This is a genomic window from Puia sp. (assembly GCF_035546395.1).
GTDB lineage: Bacteria > Bacteroidota > Bacteroidia > Chitinophagales > Chitinophagaceae > Puia.
In genome coordinates, this window is sequence record NZ_DASZXR010000016.1 from 602733 (window position 1) to 623396 (window position 20664).

Sequence of the window (20664 nt, forward strand, 5' to 3'; positions counted from 1 at the left end):
GGCCCGGGCGACCGGGCAACCGATGTCTTTGGGACCGCGTTCTTTTTTTTATGGTATTACGATCGAGCATTTTAAGGACGATGGCTTACTTCGACATTTTCCACTACCCGCTGTCCACGGAAGACGTCTGCTGGTATCTCGATAGGGAAGCCTCGCAGGAGGACGTTACAGAGGAAATGGACGCGCTGGTCCACGAGGGCCGCCTGTTCCGTTCGGGTCCTTTTTATTCCCTGCAAAACGACCCTGGTCTTACCACCCGGCGGCTGAGGGGGGAGACCCATGCCGACGAGCTGCTGGCGATAGCCAACCGCGGCGCCCGGCTCCTCTACCAGTTCCCGTTTGTAAGAGGCGTCTGTATCTCCGGGTCCCTTTCAAAGCGTTGTGCCGACGAGAAGGCCGATATCGATTATTTTATCGTCACAAAGTCCAACCGGATCTGGATCGCCCGGACCCTGTTGCATCTTTTCAAGAAGCTCACCTATCTGCGCGGGCGTCAGCACCGCTATTGCATGAACTACTTTATCGACGAGGAAGCCCTCGAGATAAAAGAGAAGAATATCTTTACGGCCATCGAACTGCTCACCCTGATACCGGTCTGTGGCAACGGCGGCCTCACCCGCTTCTTCCAGGCCAACGAATGGACCAGCCAATACCTTCCCCATTATAACGACCGGCTGCGGATGACCCTGGCCCATCATCGCTCTTCCCGGCTGAAGCGGGTCCTCGAAAAGATCTTTGACCGGCGCCCGGGCGACCGGCTCGAGGCCTGGCTGCGCGGATTGACCGATCGCCGTTGGAAGCGGAAGACCGAGCGGGGCGACGTCAATGGCAAAGGTGATCCGATGGCCCTGCAATGTGGGGAGCATTACAGCCGGCCTAACCCGGAGTTCTTCCAGCAACGCGTCCTCAACAAGTACCAAAAGAGAGTTCGGGAGGTTATGCCCACCGAGGCTATCCCTTTTTTCGAAAAGAAATGATGTAATAGTCTCCGATACTCCGCCAGGGCCAGGTTTCCCGCCATTTGTTCTCCCAGGCCGCGAGCCGGTCCCAGGCAAAAGGATGATTCTCCCGAAAATGTTCGATATAGGAAGGAGGAACGATCGTACAGAGCCCCTCCAGTTTCACCTGCTCAAAAGAATCCTTTAACGCCCATCTTACGAAGGAGGGAGAATAGTACCAGCACCGGAAGTGGACGCCTTCCACATGGGCCGGAGCGCCTTTACGGCCATAAATGAGCCGGCGGAAAGCCGTTTTGAAATTCCCCCTGAACAGCATCGCCGTCTCCCAAAGGCTAAAGGGAGGCAGGATGACGAGCGTCACCAATCCACCAGGTCTCACGAGCGGCGCAAAGGACCGGAGTACGAGTCCCAGGTCCCGGGTGCAGTTCAAGCCGGCGAAATTGGAGAAGATGCAGTCGTAGGGGCCTTTTTCCCTAAGGCCGCCGAGAGCGGTAAAGGAGCACAGCTCGGTGCTCACCTGGCCGGTGAGGTTTTGCGCGGCGACCTTTTCCCGCAGCCTGGCCTGCATTCCCTCTGCAATGTCGGTAGCATGCACGCGATGGCCCTCCCGGGCAAAGAAGATCGCGTCCTCCCCCGTGCCGGCGTTGAGCTCGAGGATGTTGCTGCCGGGATCCAGCATGCTCAACACGTGTGATCTCACCCGCTGCCGCTTATAGTGGATGATCGTATTGCCCGCGTCGTATTCGTCGAATACGAGGGCCTGTTTGCTGAAGGCCGACGCCGCGTCCTTTTCGTTGATGGGATCGCTAATTACCATGTTCCAGTCTTTTGAGTTTCAGCCGGGCGACCATCGCCGCGGGGAATTGGTAGAGAATGGACGCGGCCAACCGGAGTTTTCGGTTGGTGACGCGGGCAGGCCGGACGATGAGCTGACCGAGTTGCCGGAGAGCCAGGTGCCAGCCGTAGCTGCGGTGTACGTACCGGTGCAATTGCTTGTAAAAAGCCGGTGGATAGGTATTGCGGAACATCAGCTTCAGCTCATCGGAATCGGTCCAGTTGGCTTTTTCCTTCAACTGGGCCTTTACCCGGTCGTAGAAGACGGTGCCGGGCAAGGGATAGGAGACGGAAATACCGAGGCTGTCGGGAAGGAGATGGTTGATCATCTTTATCGTCATTTCGATATCTTCCTTTGTTTCGCCGGGATAGCCGAACTGAATGAAGAAGGAGGGCCGGATGCCGTGCTGGCGAAGCAAGCGGGTGGCGGAGGCGATCTGCCCGACGGTGGTTCCTTTATCCATCGCGTCGAGGATCTTCTGGGAGCCGCTCTCGGCGCCCATCCAGCAGTTCTCGCAGCCCGCGCGGGCAAGCGCCTTCACATAATTCTCCTGCAGGAGCAGGTCGGCGCGGGACTGGATCTTGAATTTGAAATGCAGGTTCTCTTTCCCGACGAGGTCCGCGAACTCGTCCACCCAACCCGGTCTTAGTCCGAAGATGTCGTCGCACATCCAGATATGATCGAATCGGTATCGTTCTTTCAGCATCTTCAGCTCGCGGACCACATGTTGCGGTGAGCGGGCATTATACCGGTTGCCGTAGATGGGTTTTGCGCACCAGTTGCATTTGAAGGGACAACCACGGGTAGTGCTGATGTTGAGCGAGAAGTAGCCGTGATGCTCCATCCAGACCTTGCGATAGCTTTCCATGTCGACGAGATCCCAGGCGGGAATGGGCAGCCGGTCGAGGTCCCTCATTACTTTTCTTGCGGCCGTCTGTACGGGAAGACCCTGGCGTTTCCAGGCCAGGCCGTTGATGGCTTCAAAATTATCGTTCCCCCTGCGGATGGCCGTTACCAGCTCCAGCAGGGTCTCCTCTCCTTCGCCGAGCAGGACAAAGTCCGCGCCCTTTTCAAGATAGCTCCGGTAGTGATCGGTGGAATCCGAACTGCTGACGATCACCACCGCCCCGCTTTGATGCGCCAGCTGGATCATCCGGAATGCGGCATCGCGCATATTGGTCAGGCACATCTTCGTGAGGTAGTTGAATCCGTCGTCATAGACGACGAAGAAATCCGGCCGTTGACTTTGCAAAAGCGGGATAAGGGTTTCCGGCGTCGTTTCGAACATCGTGTCGAAGAGGCCGACCTTGAAGCCGTTCTCCCGCAGATGGGCAGCGGCGCCGATGGTCGCCAGCGGTGGATAGGGCTGGCCAGTGGCCCATTGCTTTGGGTCGAACCGCATGAAATAGCTATGGGAAAAAAGAACCTTGTTCATGCCTTTATTGATTTAATGTTCCATCATTCGGGTTGCCTGGTACATATAGCAGTCTTCGGTGGGGAGGATACCATCGGTGAAGCGTTGTAACGGCGCGAAACGAAAACCGGCGGCCCCGTCCGTCAAAAGCGATCGATCAACGGCTGAGGAAGACAGCAGCAGGAATCTGTCGAGGCGGGACAGATCCGGCATGGCCGCCAGCTGTCCGGCGATTGTCCCGGCGTGCGTTGGGAAATAGGACTGCCGCCAAAGACAAAAGCTTCCTTCGCCACCGGTATTGAGATATTCTATTTTCTTCCCCAAATAGACCGACAACGCCGGACCGGCGATGTACCCGTTGACGACGACGGGCTGACCGTTCAGCCCGCGGGCCTTCAGCCAGCTCACGGCATTGCTGGCCTGGGAAAAGGGCCGGGCGAGATCCTGTTCCCAGGCAAAGAGCCCCGCAGCCAGTTGCACTAAGACGACGATACCGATCACCGGGCGCAGGACCGGCCTCACCGGCAGAACTCCGCCCGCTTCATTACCCGCCAGCCACCATGCCGCAAGCAGGTAGATCACCACCATTCCAAAATAGCGGGCGGCGCCAAAGCCTGACGCCATCAGCAAGCCCAGGAGAAGGAAAAGGCTGAAATAGTAGAAGACGAGAGCGCGGGTATGGGTTCTGAGCAGGGCCACCGGGAACAACAGGAAGAAAAGGGCGAGGACGGTCCGCAGGATAGCGACGGGACCGGGTCTTCCGATCCAGAAGGTATTCCAGAAATGTGCCGGGTCGCCGGGAAGGGGCAGCCAGCCTGCCGCCAGCGCCAGCGAAGCGGAAGACAGGTTCTCGCGTGAAAGACCGGCGCCCACCCGGGAGTGAACGATGTAGTCTTCCCGTGGTATCTGCGCCTGGATACAGGTACACGTCAATCCCAGCACGAAGAATACGGTCAACAGACAGACCGGCGCCGTGAACAGGCGGTTCTCCCGTGCATACCCCATCACCAGGTAGAGGAAGATGCCTGCGGCGGCGAAGGCGTAAAAAATATCGGTATTGCACAGCAAGAGCAGCAGAACGGCAATAAAGGGAAGGTGCCTGGCGGGGTCGGCGAGCAGCCGGCAAGTCGCGAAAAGCAGGAGAATGCCCAGCGCATAGCTGCGGACCTGGAGATTGTATTCGAAGAGAAAATAGTAGCCGAAGACAAACCCGATCTTGATCCAATGCCGCAGGGGGGCAAAGCGAAGGAAGAGATAGACCGTCGTGATCGTGATCGCCAGGTGGAAGATGCGGATGGCCGTGAGGCTGGGGGTGATGAAATGTATGATCCCATAGAGCAGCACGCACCAGCCTCTCGGATGACCCTCGTATCGCATGTTGTGATACAGGCCGGCGAGTGAGTGGCTGTCGCGGGCGAAAAGGTATTGCTGACCCTCTTCCAGTCCCAGCTCATGGTAGTAATGACCGGGGATGCTTAGGGCGGTATACGCCAGCAATATGGGAAAGACGACGCGTAGCGGGAGTGTTGCTTTTGCCGGGATCATCCTTTGTTCAGTTTTGCTCGTGGCGAAAGGTTCAGATAGCATACGCAGCGCAGGCAGGTTTCATTCTTCTCCATGTCGAGGGTGCGCCGGAAGGCGATGGCTTCCGGGCTGTTCAGTATGGCAGGGAGATCCTGTTCGTGGATATTTCCCAGGGGCGGCAGAAAGAAACAGGGTCGTACGGTTCCGTCCGCTTCGATCACCGTAGAGACCCAGGGGGCATTGCACTTCTTATACGGATAGGGATTCTGGCCGTGGGAAGCCATGTAATATTCCCCGATCTTGCGCAGCTTTGCCGGTGCTTCGGCGATGTAGCGGCTGGCGAACAGCGGGGCATAGTCTTCTATGACAGAGTCCAGCATGCTTAGCAACTCGGGGAGCTCTTCCCGCGAGGGCAGTATCTCGTGTTGCCTCGGCTCATCCCACGGGTTGGACCGGTTGAAGGCTTCGCTCGTAACGTCGGCGGGGAGAAAGCTGATCTGGTGCAGGCCCAATTCCTTTGCCGCTTCGATGATCGCCGGCAAGCGCCGGAAGTTGAGGCGGTGGATGACGGTGCGGCCGGTAACGGTGAAACCCGGACGCTGTGCATGAAGCTGCAGGATGCCCTGCTTCATCTTCCGGAAGGCGCCGGGGATATTCCGGATCGTATCATGCAGCTCTTCGTCGCCGTCAAGGGACACGATCACATCGCTGACATATTCGAGGATGTTGTCGGCATGCCGGCCCAGGGCCAGGCCCGTGGAGAGGAGCGTAATGCGGATATCCTCTTTTTTGAGCATGGCGCAAAGCCGGAAGAAATTGGGGTTGAGCAGGGCTTCGCCGCCGGACATGAGCACCTGCCGGGTTCCATAGCGGCGCAGGCCGACGACAAGGCCTTCGACGTCTTCTTCCGTCAGTTGCTTCAGGTTGTGATTGCCTTTCCAGATGTCGCACATCACGCATTTGCAGTTGCAGGCACTGTGGGGCATGAGGATGACGATCGGCAGGGCAGTTATCCTGCCGGTTTGCAGTGTCTGATACCGCCGGAGGGTATGGACCAGTTCGGGCATGCTCATAATTCCTTTAAACGCAAAATTTTGTACAAGGGATGCCTGCATCCGGCCTTCCTTGTCCCGGATGCTGATACAGCGTTCTTCGAATCCCGGCATGTAGCCTCACTTGCTGCAAATCCTGATCCAGGGAAGGGGTCTTTTGTTCCGCTGGAACCAGTGGCGAAGATCCTTCGGGTTATACATCATGGAATAACGGAAGGATCGGAGATCGTCCAGGGTATGGTGAAAATAATACTCGGCCATTTCGGGGTAGCCGAAGGAAGTATAGTAGGCCAGCGTCCTTCTTTCTTCGATCTTTACTTCTTCCGGTTTGCAGAACGGCGTATCGATGATATGGATCTCTCCGCCGCGTTTCAGGTAGGAAAGGCAGAAATGGAGGATCTTTTTTGCCGAGGGGAAATGTTCGAGGGTGGCGGCAAGGAGAATAAAGTCGAAGCGGCGGTCGTCGAGGAGGCCTGAGCGGATATCCCCATGGATGAACCGGAGGTTGGGATCATTGCTGAACACGCGCGCGGCTTGCTGGAGCTCGGTGAAGTTGATATCTACGCCGACCACCGCCGAGCCGGGGATCTCGGCCAGCTGATGCGTGAGCCATCCGTTGCCGCAGCCGATCTCGAGGATGTCAACGTCGGCCTTTCTGCGGGAGATATACCGGACCAGCCGGCGGCAGGACTGGCTTCTCCCCTGCCATTCTTTGTACCGGGGGTGGCTCGGAGCGATCTCGGGGAGGCACACCAGCTCGTCATCGGTGTACAAACGGCTTTCCAATGCCCGGACCTGGATGTACTTCTTTTCGAAGAGGATCTCCCTGAGCCGGGTATGGCCTTGTACCTGTATATTGGTCAATATAGACGAGTCCGGAAGATACATTTCGTGCGGTTTAATCGTGGCATCAAGGTTATCGACAGAATAAACGTTGTTTTTTTGTTAAAGGATGCCCGCGAGCTAAAAATTAGCTCCTGTACCGGGAGAGCTCCCGCACCTGGCGTCAGAATCCCTGGATCTCCGGTTGCCGGTAGCGCCAAAGCCTGTGCAGCAGTTTGATCTCATAAGGATATTGATATAGGTTGGTTTTATAACGAAGTGAAGAGACGGCATGAATGAATTTGCGTTTTACCGCGCTGAGGCGGATGTCCGATACGGTCGGGTAATAGCCGTTGAGCACGGTCTCGAAATTGCGGATCTTGTCGATCATTTCGGGCGTGAGCCAGGGAGTGAGGGGATTCTTGCGGAGATCGAAGTTCTCCCATTGGGGGCTGATCCAGTCTTCGAGTGTTTCAGGGAAGCGGAACCCGGACTCCTGGGACTTTTTGAACAGTTCCGATCCTTCGGTCGGCACGGGGCTGTAGGTATAGATCACGATCTCGGTGTCCGGGTTGATGGATTTGATCTCTTTTATGAAGGCGATGTCCTGGTCGATATATTGCATCACTTTTTCAGGCGTTTCGGCCGGAGTCCCGAGTACGAAGGAATATTCGGGAATGATGTCGAACTTCTTCATCCGCGCGGCGAAGGCCCGGATCTGCGCGCCTGACTGGGTACCGCCCTTGTCCATTTTCTTCAGGATCTCGTCGTTGCCTGTTTCGGCGCCGAAGAAGATCATCTTGCAGCCCGATTCGCGCATGAGCGAGAGTGTCTCGTCTTTGTATTTGTCGATGGTGTCGATGCGGCCTTCGCCCCACCAGATCATGTTATCGTTTTTGATCAGCCGGGCGAACTCGGCGGTGCGCCGCTCGGATACGAAGAAGTTGTTGTCGTGGAATTCGATCGAGTCGGCGCCCCATTTATCCTTCATATACCGGACATCGGCATAGACCTGGTCGGCGGGTTTTGCTTTCCAGCGGGCTTCGTAAATGGGCACCACCGCGCAAAAGCTGCAGGTGAAGGGACAGCCCATGCTCGAATGATAGGCGAGGGTGCGGTCTCCAAGATAGGTCTTGCCGAGATATTTTTCCAGCGAGTAGTATTTGTCCAACTTGTCGTACGGAAGCCGGGGCAAGGTGGATTGATCGATGAGGTCTTCTTTTGGGGTCTTGATGATCTTGCCCTCCGCCGTTTGGTAGATCAAATTCTTTATCAGCTCGTAGGGCTTGTTGTTCTCCAGCGCATCGATGAGTGCCGGGAAGGCATGATCGCCGGGGCCGTTGATCACAAAGTCGACGCAACCGCTTCGCAAGACCACCTTGTGCTGGTTGGAGGCGAAGTACCCGCCCCAGATGATCACGACGCCCGGGAATTCTTCCCGTATCCGGCGGGAGAAAGGGATCGCCTCTTTGAGCTGCGGGCCGGGCATGACGGTAAAGCCTACGTATTTGAATTCGCCGGTGGCCAGCCAGGACCTGATCCTTTTGTACGGATCGGTCTCCCTGTTACCGTCGACGACGACCCATTCGTACTGATCATCCACAGACGCGGCTATCTGTAAGATGGAGTTTGGTATCCTGAATTTGTAAGTGGCACTTCTTGGATTGAATAACAATATCTTACACATGGTATATCCTTACTAAATTTTGTCCTGTTCCAGGCATCCCGCGAGAATAAACGTCCGTTTTATAGGAAAGGATGCCTATACTACGCAAAATCAAAGAGACCCTTCTGCCTGGCCGCCGGAAGGAGAAAGAACCCTCAGCAGCTTACGATCTTTGGGCGCAGAGCTATGATCAGCAACCGGACAATCTAATGCTCGCTTTGGATGAGAGGATCTGTTCGGATCTGTTCACATGCGTCGCACTCAGGGGCAGTGTCGTGACCGACATCGGGTGCGGCACGGGGCGGCATTGGGCCAAAATACTGTCGTACCGGCCCGCCCGATTGGTGGGTTATGACGTATCCTCCGGCATGCTGGATATCCTTCAACAGAAGTACCCGCAGGCCGAAACCTATCTGTTCCAGGGCGGGCTCTTGTCCGAATTGCCGGCGGGCAGCGTCGACGTTGTGCTCTCGACCCTGACGATCGCGCATATTCCCGATATCGTGGCCGCACTTAAAGAGTGGAACCGGGTACTCAGGCCGGGCGGAGAGATGATCATCACCGACTATCATCCTGCGGCATTGGCCAGGGGTGGCCAGCGGAGCTTCCGCGCCGGGGGCTCGGTCATCGCCATCCGCAATCATATCTATCCGATAAAGAAGATCCGTGCGATCTCCGCCAAACTGGGTTTGCGCGAGATCAGCGTGGTCGAAAAACACGTCGATGAGTCGATGAGACCGTACTATGAAAAGCAACAGGCATTGGCGACTTATCAACGGTTTCAGGGTGTACCCATCATTTATGGCATTCACCTAAAGAGATCCGATGTGGCTCAATAACTTGCGCTTTCCAGGTGAAAATCTGCCGAGGGATATTCTGGTTGAAGGAATGGCCATCGTCGACAGTCGTGCTTCTTCGGAAGGTGGGGATGACGGTTTATTCTTTGACGGCGCGCTTGTCTTTCCCGGCCTTATCAATTCCCACGACCATCTCGACTTCAATCTCTTCCCTGCCCTTGCCAATGGCGCCTATGCCGATTACAGGGACTGGGGCCGGGACATTCATACCGTCGACAAGGAAAAGATCGACGCCGTGCTGCAGATCCCGAAGCCCTTGCGGGTACTGTGGGGCGTTTATAAGAACCTGCTCAATGGGTTCACCACCGTCGTCAACCATGGAGTGAAGTTGAATGTTCCGCTGGGCCTGGTCACCGTTTTCCAGGATTGTCATAATCTGCATTCGGTGGGTTTCGAGCGCAATTGGCGATGGAAGCTTAACCGGCCGCTCAGCGATCATCATCCTTTTGTCCTGCATACCGGCGAGGGAACGGACAAGCGTTCGGAACGGGAGATCGACTCGTTACTTCGCTGGAATCTGTTCAACCGGCCATTGATCGGCGTGCATGGCGTAGCGATGTCTGAAGAGCAGGCTGCCGCATTTCGGGGGCTGGTATGGTGTCCCACCTCCAATTACTTCCTGCTCCACCGCACGGCGCCGATCGCAAAACTGAAGAAGCGGGTGCCCATCGTATTTGGCACCGACAGCACGCTGACCGCCGGTTGGAACCACTGGAAGCAGATCCGGCAAGCCCGCAATGAAGGAGCAATGACCGACACCGAATTGCTTGCAGCGCTCACGACCGTCCCGGCAGCGGTATGGCGCATGGCCAACCGGGGCGTGCTGGCGAAGGGATCCCGGGCCGACCTGGTGATCGCCCGGCCTAAACCGGGTCTTGTGGGAATGGACGCCTTCTTCGGCCTTGATCCGGAAGACCTGCTGCTGGTGTTGCACGAGGGGCGGATCCTGCTCTTCGACGTGAGCATCCGGGACATGCTGATGGAAGCTGGGATGGGCGATCTGGATTTTGATTTTACGCGTTGCGGGCGAAAATATGTGGTGGGCGATGTGCCCGGGTTGATGGCGGAGATAAAACACTACTGCCCGGCGGCAGAATTTCCCGCGATGCTGACGGCCAATGACCGTTGAGCCACATCCGGCGCCTATTGAATAACCGGGTAAGTGACGCCTTTGCTTTTCAAATAAAGAAAGTGCAGGAAATGGATATGATGCAGCCTCGGCGTCGCCGGTTTCAGCTGCACGTCCTCCTTCCATTGACCGCAGAGGAGCATATGGCTGCCGAGATCGATCATCTTATCGATCGTGACCTCTTTGTAGCTTTCCACCCATTCGGGGACATAAAAACCAAAGTCCCTGGTGGTGAGGGTCCCGAAGGGAAGTTCATCGAGGGATGGCGGTGCAGCACTGTGGTTTCTGCCCAATTGATAGATGACGGGTTTATATTTCGCGGGCGCCTCGGCGACGACGATCTTACGGGAATCCATGATTCGTGTCAGCACTTGATTGGAATGGCGCATGCCGAGCAGGTAACGGCCGGAAGTCTTTATGTCGGCCAGCAGATCCATCGGGAAGATATAGTTATAATTGCCGTCAAGCTGAAAAGAGATGATGCGGACCCGGCGAGGATAGGTATAGGCCGCCGCAACGGCTTTCGTGCGTTCGAAATCGACGCCCGGTTTTTTATACCACTTCCGGTAGAGCAGGCGGAGCCGGATCCCGTCGATATGATGTATCGCCGAAGACTGGACCCGGAAGAGGAAGAGGTTGCCGTTGTTCTCGACCAGCCGGTCGACATAGTCCAGTTGGAGGATGGCAAGGGCGCGATTGCCGGCCGTCGATGCGGATTCGGCAGGAGTGTCGCGGAAGATCAGCGTATAAGCGCCGGCCGCGGGAATGGGCGTATCGCTCCAGACGCCGATCACCCGCGGGTCGAGGCCCAGCAACCATTGGTTACGGGTGACCTCCAGCAGCTGATCGTCGGCCCGGAGATAGGCTTTTTCCCGGACATTGTCATCGATGCCGATGGTGAGAAATTCCCGGATGATGGATTCTCCGGACAACAGTTTTCCAAAAGCGGCGCCTAATTTCATAAACAATACATTATCAGGGATGCGAAAGCATCCTTTTATAACAAACGCCCGTTTTCATAAAAAGGATGCCTGTAATAGTCAGTCTCACTTATACAAAGAAATCACAATACAGCCGGCCGGAAGATTGGCTTTTCCGCGTCCGGCCCTATATCGGGGTCCTCGAAGCGCTGAGCCGGTATTTTACCGTTATCAGTATCGACCGGATCCGGTTTGGCGGCGACTACCCTCTCCGCGGAGTCTATCACTGCTTCCCGGATTTCGACGGACGTCGGTTGACGGCTGCTTTGCGGTTGCATCGGCTTACCCGTCAGTTCAAACCCGATGTCGTGCTTGTGCAGGGTATGAATTTCCCGTTGCAGGTGTTGTTGTTGAGATGGCGGCTGGGCCGTAGGGCGAAGATAATTGTGCAGAATCACGCGGAAAAGCCGGGTACGGGTCTGCGAGGATGGCTGCAGCGGCTTTCGGACCCTTTTGTCAGTGCATATCTGTTTACGGCCCGGGAAATGGGCGATGAGTGGATCAGCAGGCGGATCATCCGGCGGGCGGGCAAGGTCCGGGAGATCATGGAAGCCTCGTCGGTGTTTACCTTGAGCGACCGCGCCGGCGCCCGGCAATGCACGGGCATGGAGGGCAGTCCCCTGTTTTTGTGGGTGGGCCGGCTGGACGCCAACAAGGATCCGCTTACGGTTCTCCGGGCTTTTTTACGATTTGCCCGGGTGGCGCCGGCGGCCCAGTTGTATATGATCTTCCAGACGCAGGCGCTATTACCGGACATAGAGGATTTGCTGAACCGCGAGCCCGGCGTAAGACGACGCGTCGTGTTGTTGGGAGAAAAAACCCATGATGAAATGGAAGCTTATTATAACGCTGCAGATTATATCGTTTCCGGATCGCATTATGAAGGCAGCGGTTATGCCGTCTGCGAGGCAATGTCCTGCGGCTGCATCCCCGTCCTGACGGATATCCTTTCCTTCCGGCGAATGACGGGTAACGGGAGCTGTGGCATCCTGTATACTCCGGGCGACGCCGACTCCCTTTTCAGGGCCATGGACCGAATCACAACCTGCGACCCCGCCGTCGAGCGGGAAAAAGTGCTGCGGCGATTTCGGGAAGCGCTATCCTTTGAAGTCATTGCGGCCGGCATCCATCAGGTCTTCGTCTCGCTATAGCGTCCGGCATCCATCAGGTCTCCGTCTCCCTATAGCGGCCGGCATCCATCAGGTCTTCGTCTCGCTATAATTGAACAACTCTACGATCTTTTTGGCGCTGTCGTCCATCGTATAGACGGGGGTCGGCGAAAAGCGGAGCCGGGAGTCCTGCAGCAGCGACAAAGCCCGTGCCGTCATTTCCTCTTCACCGGCGACGATATACCAGTTGGCTACGCGGGAACCGACCGGGTCGCAAAAGCTGATCACGCGTGCGCCTGCGAACAGCGCTTCCAGGCATACGGTGCTGAATCCCTCATAGGAGGAAGGATGCAAAAGTATTTTGGTGCGCTGCATGAGCCCGATGGCTTCGGCATGCGGCTTCTCGCCCACCAGCTCGATATTCGCTTGCAGACCTTGCTTTTCGATCAATTGCATCAATCGATCGCGCTCCGGCCCTTTCCCGCACAGGACGGCGCGGATGCCCGGCAGGATCCGGGAGAGCCGGTGGATAACGGCGACAAAAAGTTCATATTGCTTCAACGGAATGAGCGAACCGACGCCCAGCACATCTATGTCCCGGACGGCAGGTGCAGGCCCATAGAGAGAGGCATCGACGCCATTGGGAATGATATGGGCGGGTCGTATCCCGTAATTCTTTTTGAATTCCTTTGCCAGGAAATCGGACATGGCTATCAGATCGCCCGCTGTGGGCCGCACCAAGGGGACGAACCGGTTTCCCGGCCGGGCATCCTGCCCCAGGATCCAGGTATGATGGGGCAGCCCCTTCGCTTTCGAATAGTATTTGCCTACGAGGGCGCAGCCACCGAGCCAAAAACTGAGCAGGCCGATCACCTCGTTCTTTTTACGCAATTTGTTCAACAGCTTCCAGACCGTTCTCATCGTCTGGAATTTATTGATCCAGCCATCCTTCCACCCACCGACCGCGATGATCCTGTTGTCAAACCAGCAATAATCGTCCCTGCGAAAGGGATATTCAAAGGCAATGACCACGACCCGGAGTTGCGGATAGTTCCGGTTTATCGCCTTCACGAATACCTGCTGGGCCGGCAGGCAGGGCGTATCTGCTTCGTCGGAAGGGAATCCTGGGGATAAGATGACCAGCGTCTTCGGCTTATGCTTCATCCAACAAAATGGTTTTGTGGCAAAGAGACAAATTATTCTTCTTGTGGGTAATGAACAGGATCATCTTGCCTTGCCGGGTCAGCCGGAGGCAGTGATCGAGCAATTGCCGTTCGGCCCTTTCGTCCAGCTCGCTGAAAGGCTCATCCAGTATCAGCACATCGGCATCTTTGTATAAGGCCCGGGCGAAGGCGATGCGCTGCCGCTGCCCGCCACTGATATTCTTGCCGTTCTCGGTGATCAACTTCGTCATGATCCCGCCGCCTTCTTCGTGAGGGGCGGTGTCGCCAGGTTTGCCTGCATGCGGGGCGGTTCCCGTCAGTTTATCCAATCCCACGATTCCGGCAATCTCCTCCAACCGGCCGGTATCGACAACCCCGTCCGTCATCGTGATATTTTTCTGCACCGTATCATGCAATAAAAAAGGCTGCTGTTTTACATAAGCGATGCGGCTCCAAAACTGCCGGCGGTCGGCCGTTCGTGCTTCCTCGCCGTTGATCAGGATCTGTCCTTCATCCGGGGTTAGAAAGCCGAGGAGCAGGTTGACAATGGTCGTCTTTCCCCTGCCGGAGGTTCCGGACAGCCCCAGCATTTCACCGGGACGGAGACAGAAATCCAGACGATGCACCGTCGGAGTCTCCTGGTACCGGAATCCGACCTTTCTAAAAGCGATCGTCTCTATTGCACCGCCCGGCTGCCGGGCATCGGGATACCTGAACTTCCGTGATCCCTCGTACAGATCGTCAACGGTGAACCGGAAAGTCTTTACCTGCCCGCTGAGATTGAGGATCTTCACGATCCCCGGGATGATCTTATAGGCCGCTGCCAGGAAAGCCCCCAGGGTGACAAAAGGGACGGCATTACCATTCCCGGCCGATGGACCCAATGCCATGAGAACGACCAGGCCGAGAACGGCAAAGACCTCGATGATCCGGGTAGGAACTCCCTGGATGATCTGCAGTTCGGAAAGATGGATATTCAAGGTGCGCTGATAGCCGGCATACCGTTGTGAAAAATACAGATTCTTTTGGTAGACGTTGCTCTCGACGTATCCCGTCAGTGCCTCCCGCAGATGTTGGAGGCTCTTTTCGCTGCTGGTCTTTATATTTCCGCGAACAGCCTTCAATCTCCACCGGGAAAATCCTGCCAGCAGAAAGACGGCCGGCAGCAGCAGCAAGGTCAGCAGCAGGAACAGCTTTATATTGAACAGCATGATCGCCGCGATCGTAAGAACCACCAGCATCCCTTCGGTAAGCATCTGCTGAACGCCCGATAGCACGTATTGGCAAAATTCGATCGGCTGCTGGCGGATCTTGTTTATATGCACGGACGCGTCAATGCTGACGTACTCCGGGTATCCCCCTTCGAGGTACTGCAACATATTCGATTCGGAAATGCGTGAGGCCACCGAGAAGACGAACCTGGACTGAGCCTGCAGGACGAAATACCCGAGAATGCTTTTTGCTACGAAAAAAGCCGCGAATAGCCCGATCAGCTTCGTCGAATGGTGATTTACGATATAGAGCAACCCTCCGAGGGAGGCAATATCCACGATGCTGATGATCGCGTTTGCCGCTATCAGCCCCGCCAGCCGCCGTTTCTCCTGACCGGACAGCAAGTAAAGGATCTTTCTGATCACCGTTTCTTCTTCAAATTGAAGTTCCTTGAGATGTTAAAGCCAAAGAAGATATCGCCTTTACCCCAGGTGCCGGCGGTTTGCGTCAGGTATTGCGTAGGCACCAGGCTCTGGGAGTTGCTGAATACCAGCTGGAAAACGTGTCCGCCGGTCTCGATATCCCAGCCCAGGGAGAAGGAATTGTGCACCGTCGTGGATACCACCTGGTTCTTGGGAACGATATCGTATTCGGCATTGACGCTCATTCTTTTTGTGATCTTCATGCGACCGCCGAGGCCGAGCGCGAAGAGGTCGTTCTTGTCGGCGACGGTGGGAACGAGATTATAATGCAGGTAGGTCGGCGTCACCTGCAGGGACAGCGCCCGGCTGAACTTACGGGCGATCAGCAGCTCCGCCGAATAGGCCGTGCGGTAATTGGCATCCAGGTAGGGTTTTGTCTCGTCCTTCTGGGTGTAGTTGGTGATAGTGCCTAAAATGTCGACAGTGAAAGGCATCTGGGGACCTTCGGTCTGCTTCAGGATCTTGTATTTGAAGTAGCCGTCAAACGTTTTGAGATAGCTGCTCCGCCCTACCCCGATGGACAGATCGTCGGTAAGCCCATAGTCGAGGCCAAGCCGGAGGGTGGCGTTATCGAGGCCGAAGAAATTGTAGGCCCCGCTGTTGAGTTGGCCGAAGCGGTGCTGGATCACGAAATTGAGGTTGCCGTTGGCCGGAGACTCCACCGTTTGCGCGTTGATGATATGCTCGGCCTTGAAGGTCCCGGTGACATAGGTCTTGCCCTTATGTACGGCCAGGGAGTCATTGAGCATATTGAGCAAGGTGGTGTCCTGGGCCTGTAGATGGCTTGCAGCGACGGTGAGCAGGAGTATGCAGAGCGTTTTTCGGATAGTCATGAGTGTAGTTATTTAGTGGTGCAGTCGATATTTACCTTTACCGAGATATCCTTGTCGATCTTATCGCGAACCAGCGAGGGTATGGAGATGTTGAAATCTTCGGGCTTCAATTTGAAGTCGGACAGCCCGATGAGGTGGCCGTTCTTTACTTCGATGGTGGCCGGCACTTCGATGGGTTTTGTGACGTCGTGCAGATTGAGATTGCCTTTGACGGTGACCTTGTAGACACCGTCCTTGTTGAGCGGGACGTCGCCGGTATAGGCGCCGGAGAAATTGGCCTTCGGGTATTTGTCGCTTTCGACATAATTCTCGTTGAAATGTTCCTGCATCAGTTCTTTTTGAAAAATGAAGCCCTTCAGCAGGAGGGTGAACGCAATGTTCTTCTTGCCGCCGTCGATGATGGCATATACCTGGTTGTTCTCCGCCTTGATGTCTTCGAGCGGCGTTTTCGAGTAGAAGCCGATGAAGCCGGTACGGGTGGAATATAGCTGGCTATAGCCCGTTGCGGGACGGATGAGCGATAGTAAAAGGAGAGATACGAAGAGGGGGAGTTTCATATTCATTTTTGTTATTCGATTATCAATTGTTCTTTGTTCCCTGGTGGACCCAGGCTGCGATGGTGTTGACCTCGCAGGAAGGAAGCATGGGCTGGCCATAGGGCATGCCGACATATCCCGGGCTGTGGCTCACGTTGCCGACGAGATAGCCGTTGTCTGCATATACTTTAAGTTTTGTATACGTGCTGAGGTCGATGCCGCCGCTGCCTGCCGTGCTTCCGGCGCCGTGGCAGGCGTAACAGTTGTTTTGCAGGATGGGCAGGACTTGCAGGGAGTAGGATACTGCCGTCGTGTCGCAGGTGGTGGCGCCTTTTAATTTGTCTTCGCTTTGTTTGGTACAGCCGGCGAGGTAGAGGACGGCGGCGCCGATGAGGCCGATTGTCAGGAGGAATTTAGGATGCTTCATGTTCTATTGATTGTGTCTGGCGCCATCGTGCTGTTGGCAAATTAAGCCCTCGGCGCCAGACGGTTAAATGATGGGCCTTCGGCCGGCAGACCCGTGGTCTGCCCTGAATACTTTATTTTTCGGGCACGCAGTCGACGAGGCTGACGTCCATCAGGAAGCCGGTGCAGCGGCCCTTGACGGTGACCAGGTCGCCGGAATGGGGTTCCGGGTCGATTTTTGTGCCGGCGAAGATCTGGCAGTTGATGCCGCCGCCGCCGGGTTGAGTGGAGAGAAGCCAGCTGGTCGAGCCACCGCTATGCTGGACTTCGGTCAGCCGGCCGGTGACGGCGATCACCTTTCCCATGTATTTCTGATCGGCGGCATGTTCGTCCGTCGAATACTGGTGATAGAGAGTATCGGCATTGATGGTCACGTCGGCGGTTTCGCCGGCGGCGCTTTGATGGCGCTTGTCGAAGAGATGCCAGCCCCAACCGAGGGCCGCGAGTACGATCAAAAGGATGACGGTCCACAAAATGGTTCGTTTGTTACGCATGTTCTTTATTTGACAGTTAATTTTCCGGGCTTTCCCCCTTGTCCGGATCTTTTCGCCCGGTATTCTATTTCCAGAGCCGCCTCGTGATACCGATATTGATACCGGTGCTCATGATCGGCAGGCTGCCCGTGCCGATTCCGCCGAGGGGCACCCTCACATATGGCTCGATTCGCAGGTTGCCTACACCGCCCAGGCGCTGTTCGAAGCCGGCGCTGAACCCGATCAACGAGAATGGATATTGCGAAGGCGTTTTCCAATCCACGGATTTGTACCATGCATTGGGGTAATTGTAATATTTAGCCTCATAGGTGTATTTCTCGCGATTCATCAGGTATGTCGACAGACCTGCAGTTGCAAACCAGCGGGTTTTCCCTGCGGGGTTGAAGGTATAGCGCACATTGAGCGGGATCTCCCACATATAGCAATTGCCGTCTACATTGAGCAGATCGACAGTGGGCGATATGCTTATTTTCTTGGTGCTGAAATATTCCCCGTCGGTGTAATAGCGTTTTCTCTCGACATAGGCGCCGGTCTCGATCGCCCAGTGGGGCCCGAAGGCGTAGCCGATGATCACGCCGAAGGTGGTGCCGACGCCTTTTGTTGACTGGAATTTGACGGTGCTGAGGTCGGGAGCTCCTACGATCCCCGCGTAGAGGTAGGATTGGTTTTTGGATTTGGGTTTCGTGCTGTCTTTCTTTATTTCTTTTGCTTTTACGGCTACCTTAAGTGCATAGGGCGCGGCGATGCGGGCGCGTTGTTGGTTGATGTTGGTGTTGCGCAGCGTGAAGGCGGCCGCTACCGGGTTGGTTGTAGGGTCGATTGTGGCGATCTGGTCGTCGCTGATGCGATCGGCTTCTGTTCTATTGGTTTCGGGCCGGACTTTGGCTGTGGTTTCGGGCCGGACTTTGGCTGTGGTTGCGGGCCGGACCGGGAAGGGCTCGGGCGAACGCGAAGAGCCTGAACGAGGAGGAGCGTGCCGAAGCAGCTCCAACGAAGTTCCACCGGCGCTGCGGATTATCTTGCCTGAGTTTTTGGGATTCGTGGAGTTAACCATCCGAGGCGCCTTGTGGGGCATCCCGGCGCCGGCCTGGCCCTCGGAGAGGGCGGGTGCGGTGGCGTTGTTGTCGATTGGCTTGTTTTCGGCTGCGTCTTTTGCGGCTGCGTCTTTTGCGGCTGCGCCGGTTGCGGCCGACCCGGTTGCGGCGGGCTTGGTTGCGGCGGGCTTGGTGACAACTACGTTATTGGCGGGTGTGCCGTTCGCATTGGCAGCCGCCGGCTCGCCGCCCGATCTGGCCGTCACCTGGCCGGCAGGCTTGTGGCCGCCATGGCCGGATAGATCGACGACCAAATACCCGATACCGGCAAGAGGCAGCAGGAGGAACCACCAAAAGAACCTCCTTCTCCGGCGACGGTCTGGATTATCTACCTCGTCGAAGGCATCGGGGGATGGATCTTTTTCAAGGGCAGCGGCCATCCGATCCCAGTCGGAGCTGTCTGTCCTTAGCGGGTATTTGTCGGACGCCCGCCGAAAAAGATCATCAAAGTCGGTGTCCTTTAGATTTGACATAATATCTTTTCAGTGTTTTCTGCGGTCAGGGCCTTTTGCAAATGTGCGCGGGCCTTGGACAGGTTAGATTTCGAGGTTCCGGTTGTTATTCCAAGCATTTTCGCTATCTCGGGATGTGAATATCCCTCGATAACGTGTAGGTTGAACACGACACGATAAGCCGGGGGCAGATCCTTTACCAATGCGATCAGCTCTTTGTAGAGTACCGAATTGTCGGATGACTGCCCATCGTCCTTATGCTCCCAAACATGCTCGGGGATGGGATACGATTGCGTATTATTCATTTCCCGCCGCATATAATCGATCGCGGCGTTGATGACTACCCTTCTTATCCAGCCGATGAGCAGCATTTCCACCTTCTCCTTGTCCCGCACCTCAAACCGGCTAAAATTCTTAAACATCTTCAGAAAGGCATCATGGGTCACTTCCGTCGCCTGCTCGTAGGTATTGACATACCGGAAGGCAATCTTGAGACACAGGCCATAGTATTGATCGTACAGCAGTTTCTGGCATTGCCGGTCCTGCTGGGCGCAACCTGCGATTATGTGAAGTAGTTTTTCCAAATGTAGATTCTTGGAGGATTAAACGTCCTATTTATCCCATCGGTTGCCTCAAATGCGTAAGGATACGAGCCGTCACGAGTAATTGACCGGTATGCCGTTGTGTATGTTCGGCCGCATGAAAAAGAAGCCCGCCGACGGTAGAAGGCAATTTTCCACGACCTACCGTCCGGGGGCTTGTCAGGCTTTCCTCGGGAATGCTTGCCAGCTCCTCTAAAGCCTTGTCTATCTGTATGTTAAATCTATTCAGCAGTTGCGCCACGGTACTTTGGCCCTCAGCCGGCTCACCTTCGGTGGCGAGGTCGGCCAACTGCGCCTCATTGAGCGTATGGCCCCGGGCATAGGTAAAGAGCCGGTCGAGAACGCCGGCCAGGTGTTGGAGATGGAAACCGGGAGAGGCTACCCCGCCGGGACGCTCCCAGAGAAGTGCATCGGGAAATTCCGCCATCAATTGATCGACCTCCTGTTCCGATTGCAGAAGGGCGTGAGCGACGGGTTGAAGCAATGGGTCTATGGCAGGCACAGGCCCGCGTAGCCAGAATTCCGTATGGTTGGTATTTGCCATCGACCTAAAGGGTCGTGCAAATTACCATTTTTTCGGGAGCGGGGAGCTATAGCTCCAATTCGTGAAGAACATCCTTGGTCACACTGCGGATGGACTCGCGGCTCGGCTCATTGGCGAGGATCGTGACCGCGTCAGGCAAGGCGTTGCGATATTGTTCCCCAATGGGGATCTTTTCCGCCGGGATATAGACATGCTTGTTGTCAAAAGAGACGATCTTATCGATCGAAACGATATAGCCACGATGGACGCGGCAGAACAGATCGCGGGGCAGCAACTTCTCCCATTGCTTGAGCGTAACCAGCACCAGGGCGGCAGTAGGTCTGTCTTCGAGGACTAACCGGGTATAGTTCTTCCGGGCTTCGATATAAAGAATATGCCGGATGTCCACTTTCATGAATTTACCTTCATGACGGATAAAGAAAAATGGTTGCACTTGCTAA

At 55.8% G+C, this 20664-nt stretch carries 21 protein-coding genes; 4 read left to right on the top strand and 17 right to left on the bottom strand.

Features of this window, described 5'->3' with window-relative positions:
* The first annotated feature begins 80 nt into the window (after positions 1 to 80).
* Positions 81 to 977: a hypothetical protein gene (locus VHE34_RS23745; protein ID WP_325592568.1), complete on the top strand. Its 897-nt coding sequence runs from the start codon at positions 81 to 83 to the stop codon at positions 975 to 977.
* Here the strand turns inward: VHE34_RS23745 and VHE34_RS23750 are convergent.
* From VHE34_RS23750 to VHE34_RS23775, 6 genes are all read right to left on the bottom strand, one after another.
* A complete protein-coding gene (locus VHE34_RS23750) occupies positions 952 to 1776 on the bottom strand; it encodes a class I SAM-dependent methyltransferase (protein WP_325592570.1) in 825 nt (274 codons plus the stop codon). The genes VHE34_RS23745 and VHE34_RS23750 overlap by 26 nt on opposite strands.
* A complete protein-coding gene (locus tag VHE34_RS23755) occupies positions 1766 to 3229 on the bottom strand; it encodes a radical SAM protein (protein ID WP_325592572.1) in 1464 nt (487 codons plus the stop codon). The genes VHE34_RS23750 and VHE34_RS23755 overlap by 11 nt, the downstream gene beginning before the upstream one ends.
* 12 nt (positions 3230 to 3241) lie before the next feature.
* Positions 3242 to 4753: a hypothetical protein gene (locus VHE34_RS23760; protein ID WP_325592574.1), complete on the bottom strand. Its 1512-nt coding sequence runs from the start codon at positions 4751 to 4753 to the stop codon at positions 3242 to 3244.
* Positions 4750 to 5898, bottom strand: coding sequence for a radical SAM protein (locus VHE34_RS23765; RefSeq protein ID WP_325592576.1), 1149 nt, complete (start codon positions 5896 to 5898; stop codon positions 4750 to 4752). The genes VHE34_RS23760 and VHE34_RS23765 overlap by 4 nt, the downstream gene beginning before the upstream one ends.
* Positions 5899 to 5904: 6 nt before the next feature.
* Entirely contained in the window at positions 5905 to 6672 is a 768-nt protein-coding gene (locus VHE34_RS23770) for a class I SAM-dependent methyltransferase (RefSeq protein WP_325592577.1), read from the bottom strand.
* Between the two features lie 118 nt (positions 6673 to 6790).
* Positions 6791 to 8293 carry a B12-binding domain-containing radical SAM protein gene (locus tag VHE34_RS23775; RefSeq protein WP_325592579.1) on the bottom strand — a complete coding sequence of 501 codons (1503 nt, stop codon included), beginning with the start codon at positions 8291 to 8293 and terminating at the stop codon, positions 6791 to 6793.
* 71 nt (positions 8294 to 8364) lie between these two features.
* Between VHE34_RS23775 and VHE34_RS23780 the strand changes: the two genes are divergently transcribed.
* Together VHE34_RS23780 and VHE34_RS23785 are read left to right on the top strand one after the other, a co-directional pair.
* Entirely contained in the window at positions 8365 to 9111 is a 747-nt protein-coding gene (locus VHE34_RS23780) for a class I SAM-dependent methyltransferase (RefSeq protein ID WP_325592581.1), read from the top strand.
* A complete protein-coding gene (locus VHE34_RS23785; protein ID WP_325592583.1) occupies positions 9098 to 10258 on the top strand; it encodes an amidohydrolase family protein in 1161 nt (386 codons plus the stop codon). The genes VHE34_RS23780 and VHE34_RS23785 overlap by 14 nt, the downstream gene beginning before the upstream one ends.
* A 14-nt stretch (positions 10259 to 10272) precedes the next feature.
* On the opposite strand, the gene VHE34_RS23790 is transcribed toward VHE34_RS23785, so the two are convergent.
* Positions 10273 to 11220 carry a hypothetical protein gene (locus VHE34_RS23790; RefSeq protein ID WP_325592585.1) on the bottom strand — a complete coding sequence of 316 codons (948 nt, stop codon included), beginning with the start codon at positions 11218 to 11220 and terminating at the stop codon, positions 10273 to 10275.
* A 65-nt stretch (positions 11221 to 11285) separates the two neighbouring features.
* Between VHE34_RS23790 and VHE34_RS23795 the strand changes: the two genes are divergently transcribed.
* Positions 11286 to 12389: a glycosyltransferase family 4 protein gene (locus VHE34_RS23795; RefSeq protein ID WP_325592587.1), complete on the top strand. Its 1104-nt coding sequence runs from the start codon at positions 11286 to 11288 to the stop codon at positions 12387 to 12389.
* A gap of 48 nt (positions 12390 to 12437) precedes the next feature.
* Here the strand turns inward: VHE34_RS23795 and VHE34_RS23800 are convergent, their stop codons facing one another.
* The 10 genes from VHE34_RS23800 to VHE34_RS23845 form a co-directional block, all read right to left on the bottom strand.
* Positions 12438 to 13511: a glycosyltransferase family 4 protein gene (locus VHE34_RS23800; protein ID WP_325592589.1), complete on the bottom strand. Its 1074-nt coding sequence runs from the start codon at positions 13509 to 13511 to the stop codon at positions 12438 to 12440.
* Positions 13501 to 15147 (bottom strand): ABC transporter ATP-binding protein, encoded by a 1647-nt coding sequence (locus tag VHE34_RS23805; RefSeq protein ID WP_325592591.1) that lies wholly within the window; start codon positions 15145 to 15147, stop codon positions 13501 to 13503. Before VHE34_RS23805 ends, VHE34_RS23800 begins: the two co-directional genes overlap by 11 nt.
* Positions 15144 to 16037: a DUF5777 family beta-barrel protein gene (locus tag VHE34_RS23810; protein WP_325592593.1), complete on the bottom strand. Its 894-nt coding sequence runs from the start codon at positions 16035 to 16037 to the stop codon at positions 15144 to 15146. Before VHE34_RS23810 ends, VHE34_RS23805 begins: the two co-directional genes overlap by 4 nt.
* An 8-nt stretch (positions 16038 to 16045) precedes the next feature.
* Positions 16046 to 16594 carry a YceI family protein gene (locus tag VHE34_RS23815; RefSeq protein ID WP_325592595.1) on the bottom strand — a complete coding sequence of 183 codons (549 nt, stop codon included), beginning with the start codon at positions 16592 to 16594 and terminating at the stop codon, positions 16046 to 16048.
* 22 nt (positions 16595 to 16616) lie between these two features.
* Positions 16617 to 17000 (bottom strand): hypothetical protein, encoded by a 384-nt coding sequence (locus VHE34_RS23820; protein ID WP_325592597.1) that lies wholly within the window; start codon positions 16998 to 17000, stop codon positions 16617 to 16619.
* Positions 17001 to 17112: 112 nt separating this feature from the next.
* Positions 17113 to 17532, bottom strand: a complete 420-nt coding sequence (locus VHE34_RS23825; protein ID WP_325592599.1) for an OB-fold protein — start codon at positions 17530 to 17532, stop codon at positions 17113 to 17115.
* A 64-nt stretch (positions 17533 to 17596) separates the two neighbouring features.
* Positions 17597 to 19099, bottom strand: coding sequence for a porin family protein (locus VHE34_RS23830; RefSeq protein WP_325592601.1), 1503 nt, complete (start codon positions 19097 to 19099; stop codon positions 17597 to 17599).
* Positions 19087 to 19662 (bottom strand): sigma-70 family RNA polymerase sigma factor, encoded by a 576-nt coding sequence (locus VHE34_RS23835; protein WP_325592603.1) that lies wholly within the window; start codon positions 19660 to 19662, stop codon positions 19087 to 19089. The genes VHE34_RS23830 and VHE34_RS23835 overlap by 13 nt, the downstream gene beginning before the upstream one ends.
* Before the next feature lie 31 nt (positions 19663 to 19693).
* Positions 19694 to 20224 carry a DinB family protein gene (locus tag VHE34_RS23840; RefSeq protein WP_325592605.1) on the bottom strand — a complete coding sequence of 177 codons (531 nt, stop codon included), beginning with the start codon at positions 20222 to 20224 and terminating at the stop codon, positions 19694 to 19696.
* A 46-nt stretch (positions 20225 to 20270) separates the two neighbouring features.
* A complete protein-coding gene (locus VHE34_RS23845) occupies positions 20271 to 20657 on the bottom strand; it encodes a LytTR family DNA-binding domain-containing protein (RefSeq protein ID WP_325592607.1) in 387 nt (128 codons plus the stop codon).
* Between the last annotated feature and the right edge of the window lie 7 nt (positions 20658 to 20664).

Bases quoted from the DNA above. Each gene is read 5' to 3' on its own strand.
- VHE34_RS23750 (WP_325592570.1), bottom strand. From the start codon at position 1,776: ATGGTAATTAGCGATCCCATCAACGAAAAGGACGCGGCGTCGGCCTTC.
- VHE34_RS23785 (WP_325592583.1), top strand. From the start codon at position 9,098: ATGTGGCTCAATAACTTGCGCTTTCCAGGTGAAAATCTGCCGAGGGAT.
- VHE34_RS23810 (WP_325592593.1), bottom strand. From the start codon at position 16,037: ATGACTATCCGAAAAACGCTCTGCATACTCCTGCTCACCGTCGCTGCA.
- VHE34_RS23760 (WP_325592574.1), bottom strand. From the start codon at position 4,753: ATGATCCCGGCAAAAGCAACACTCCCGCTACGCGTCGTCTTTCCCATA.
- VHE34_RS23775 (WP_325592579.1), bottom strand. From the start codon at position 8,293: ATGTGTAAGATATTGTTATTCAATCCAAGAAGTGCCACTTACAAATTC.
- VHE34_RS23815 (WP_325592595.1), bottom strand. From the start codon at position 16,594: ATGAAACTCCCCCTCTTCGTATCTCTCCTTTTACTATCGCTCATCCGT.
- VHE34_RS23800 (WP_325592589.1), bottom strand. From the start codon at position 13,511: ATGAAGCATAAGCCGAAGACGCTGGTCATCTTATCCCCAGGATTCCCT.
- VHE34_RS23840 (WP_325592605.1), bottom strand. From the start codon at position 20,224: ATGGCAAATACCAACCATACGGAATTCTGGCTACGCGGGCCTGTGCCT.
- VHE34_RS23755 (WP_325592572.1), bottom strand. From the start codon at position 3,229: ATGAACAAGGTTCTTTTTTCCCATAGCTATTTCATGCGGTTCGACCCA.
- VHE34_RS23825 (WP_325592599.1), bottom strand. From the start codon at position 17,532: ATGCGTAACAAACGAACCATTTTGTGGACCGTCATCCTTTTGATCGTA.
- VHE34_RS23745 (WP_325592568.1), top strand. From the start codon at position 81: ATGGCTTACTTCGACATTTTCCACTACCCGCTGTCCACGGAAGACGTC.
- VHE34_RS23770 (WP_325592577.1), bottom strand. From the start codon at position 6,672: ATGTATCTTCCGGACTCGTCTATATTGACCAATATACAGGTACAAGGC.
- VHE34_RS23790 (WP_325592585.1), bottom strand. From the start codon at position 11,220: ATGAAATTAGGCGCCGCTTTTGGAAAACTGTTGTCCGGAGAATCCATC.
- VHE34_RS23820 (WP_325592597.1), bottom strand. From the start codon at position 17,000: ATGAAGCATCCTAAATTCCTCCTGACAATCGGCCTCATCGGCGCCGCC.
- VHE34_RS23795 (WP_325592587.1), top strand. From the start codon at position 11,286: ATGCCTGTAATAGTCAGTCTCACTTATACAAAGAAATCACAATACAGC.
- VHE34_RS23780 (WP_325592581.1), top strand. From the start codon at position 8,365: ATGCCTATACTACGCAAAATCAAAGAGACCCTTCTGCCTGGCCGCCGG.
- VHE34_RS23765 (WP_325592576.1), bottom strand. From the start codon at position 5,898: ATGCCGGGATTCGAAGAACGCTGTATCAGCATCCGGGACAAGGAAGGC.
- VHE34_RS23830 (WP_325592601.1), bottom strand. From the start codon at position 19,099: ATGTCAAATCTAAAGGACACCGACTTTGATGATCTTTTTCGGCGGGCG.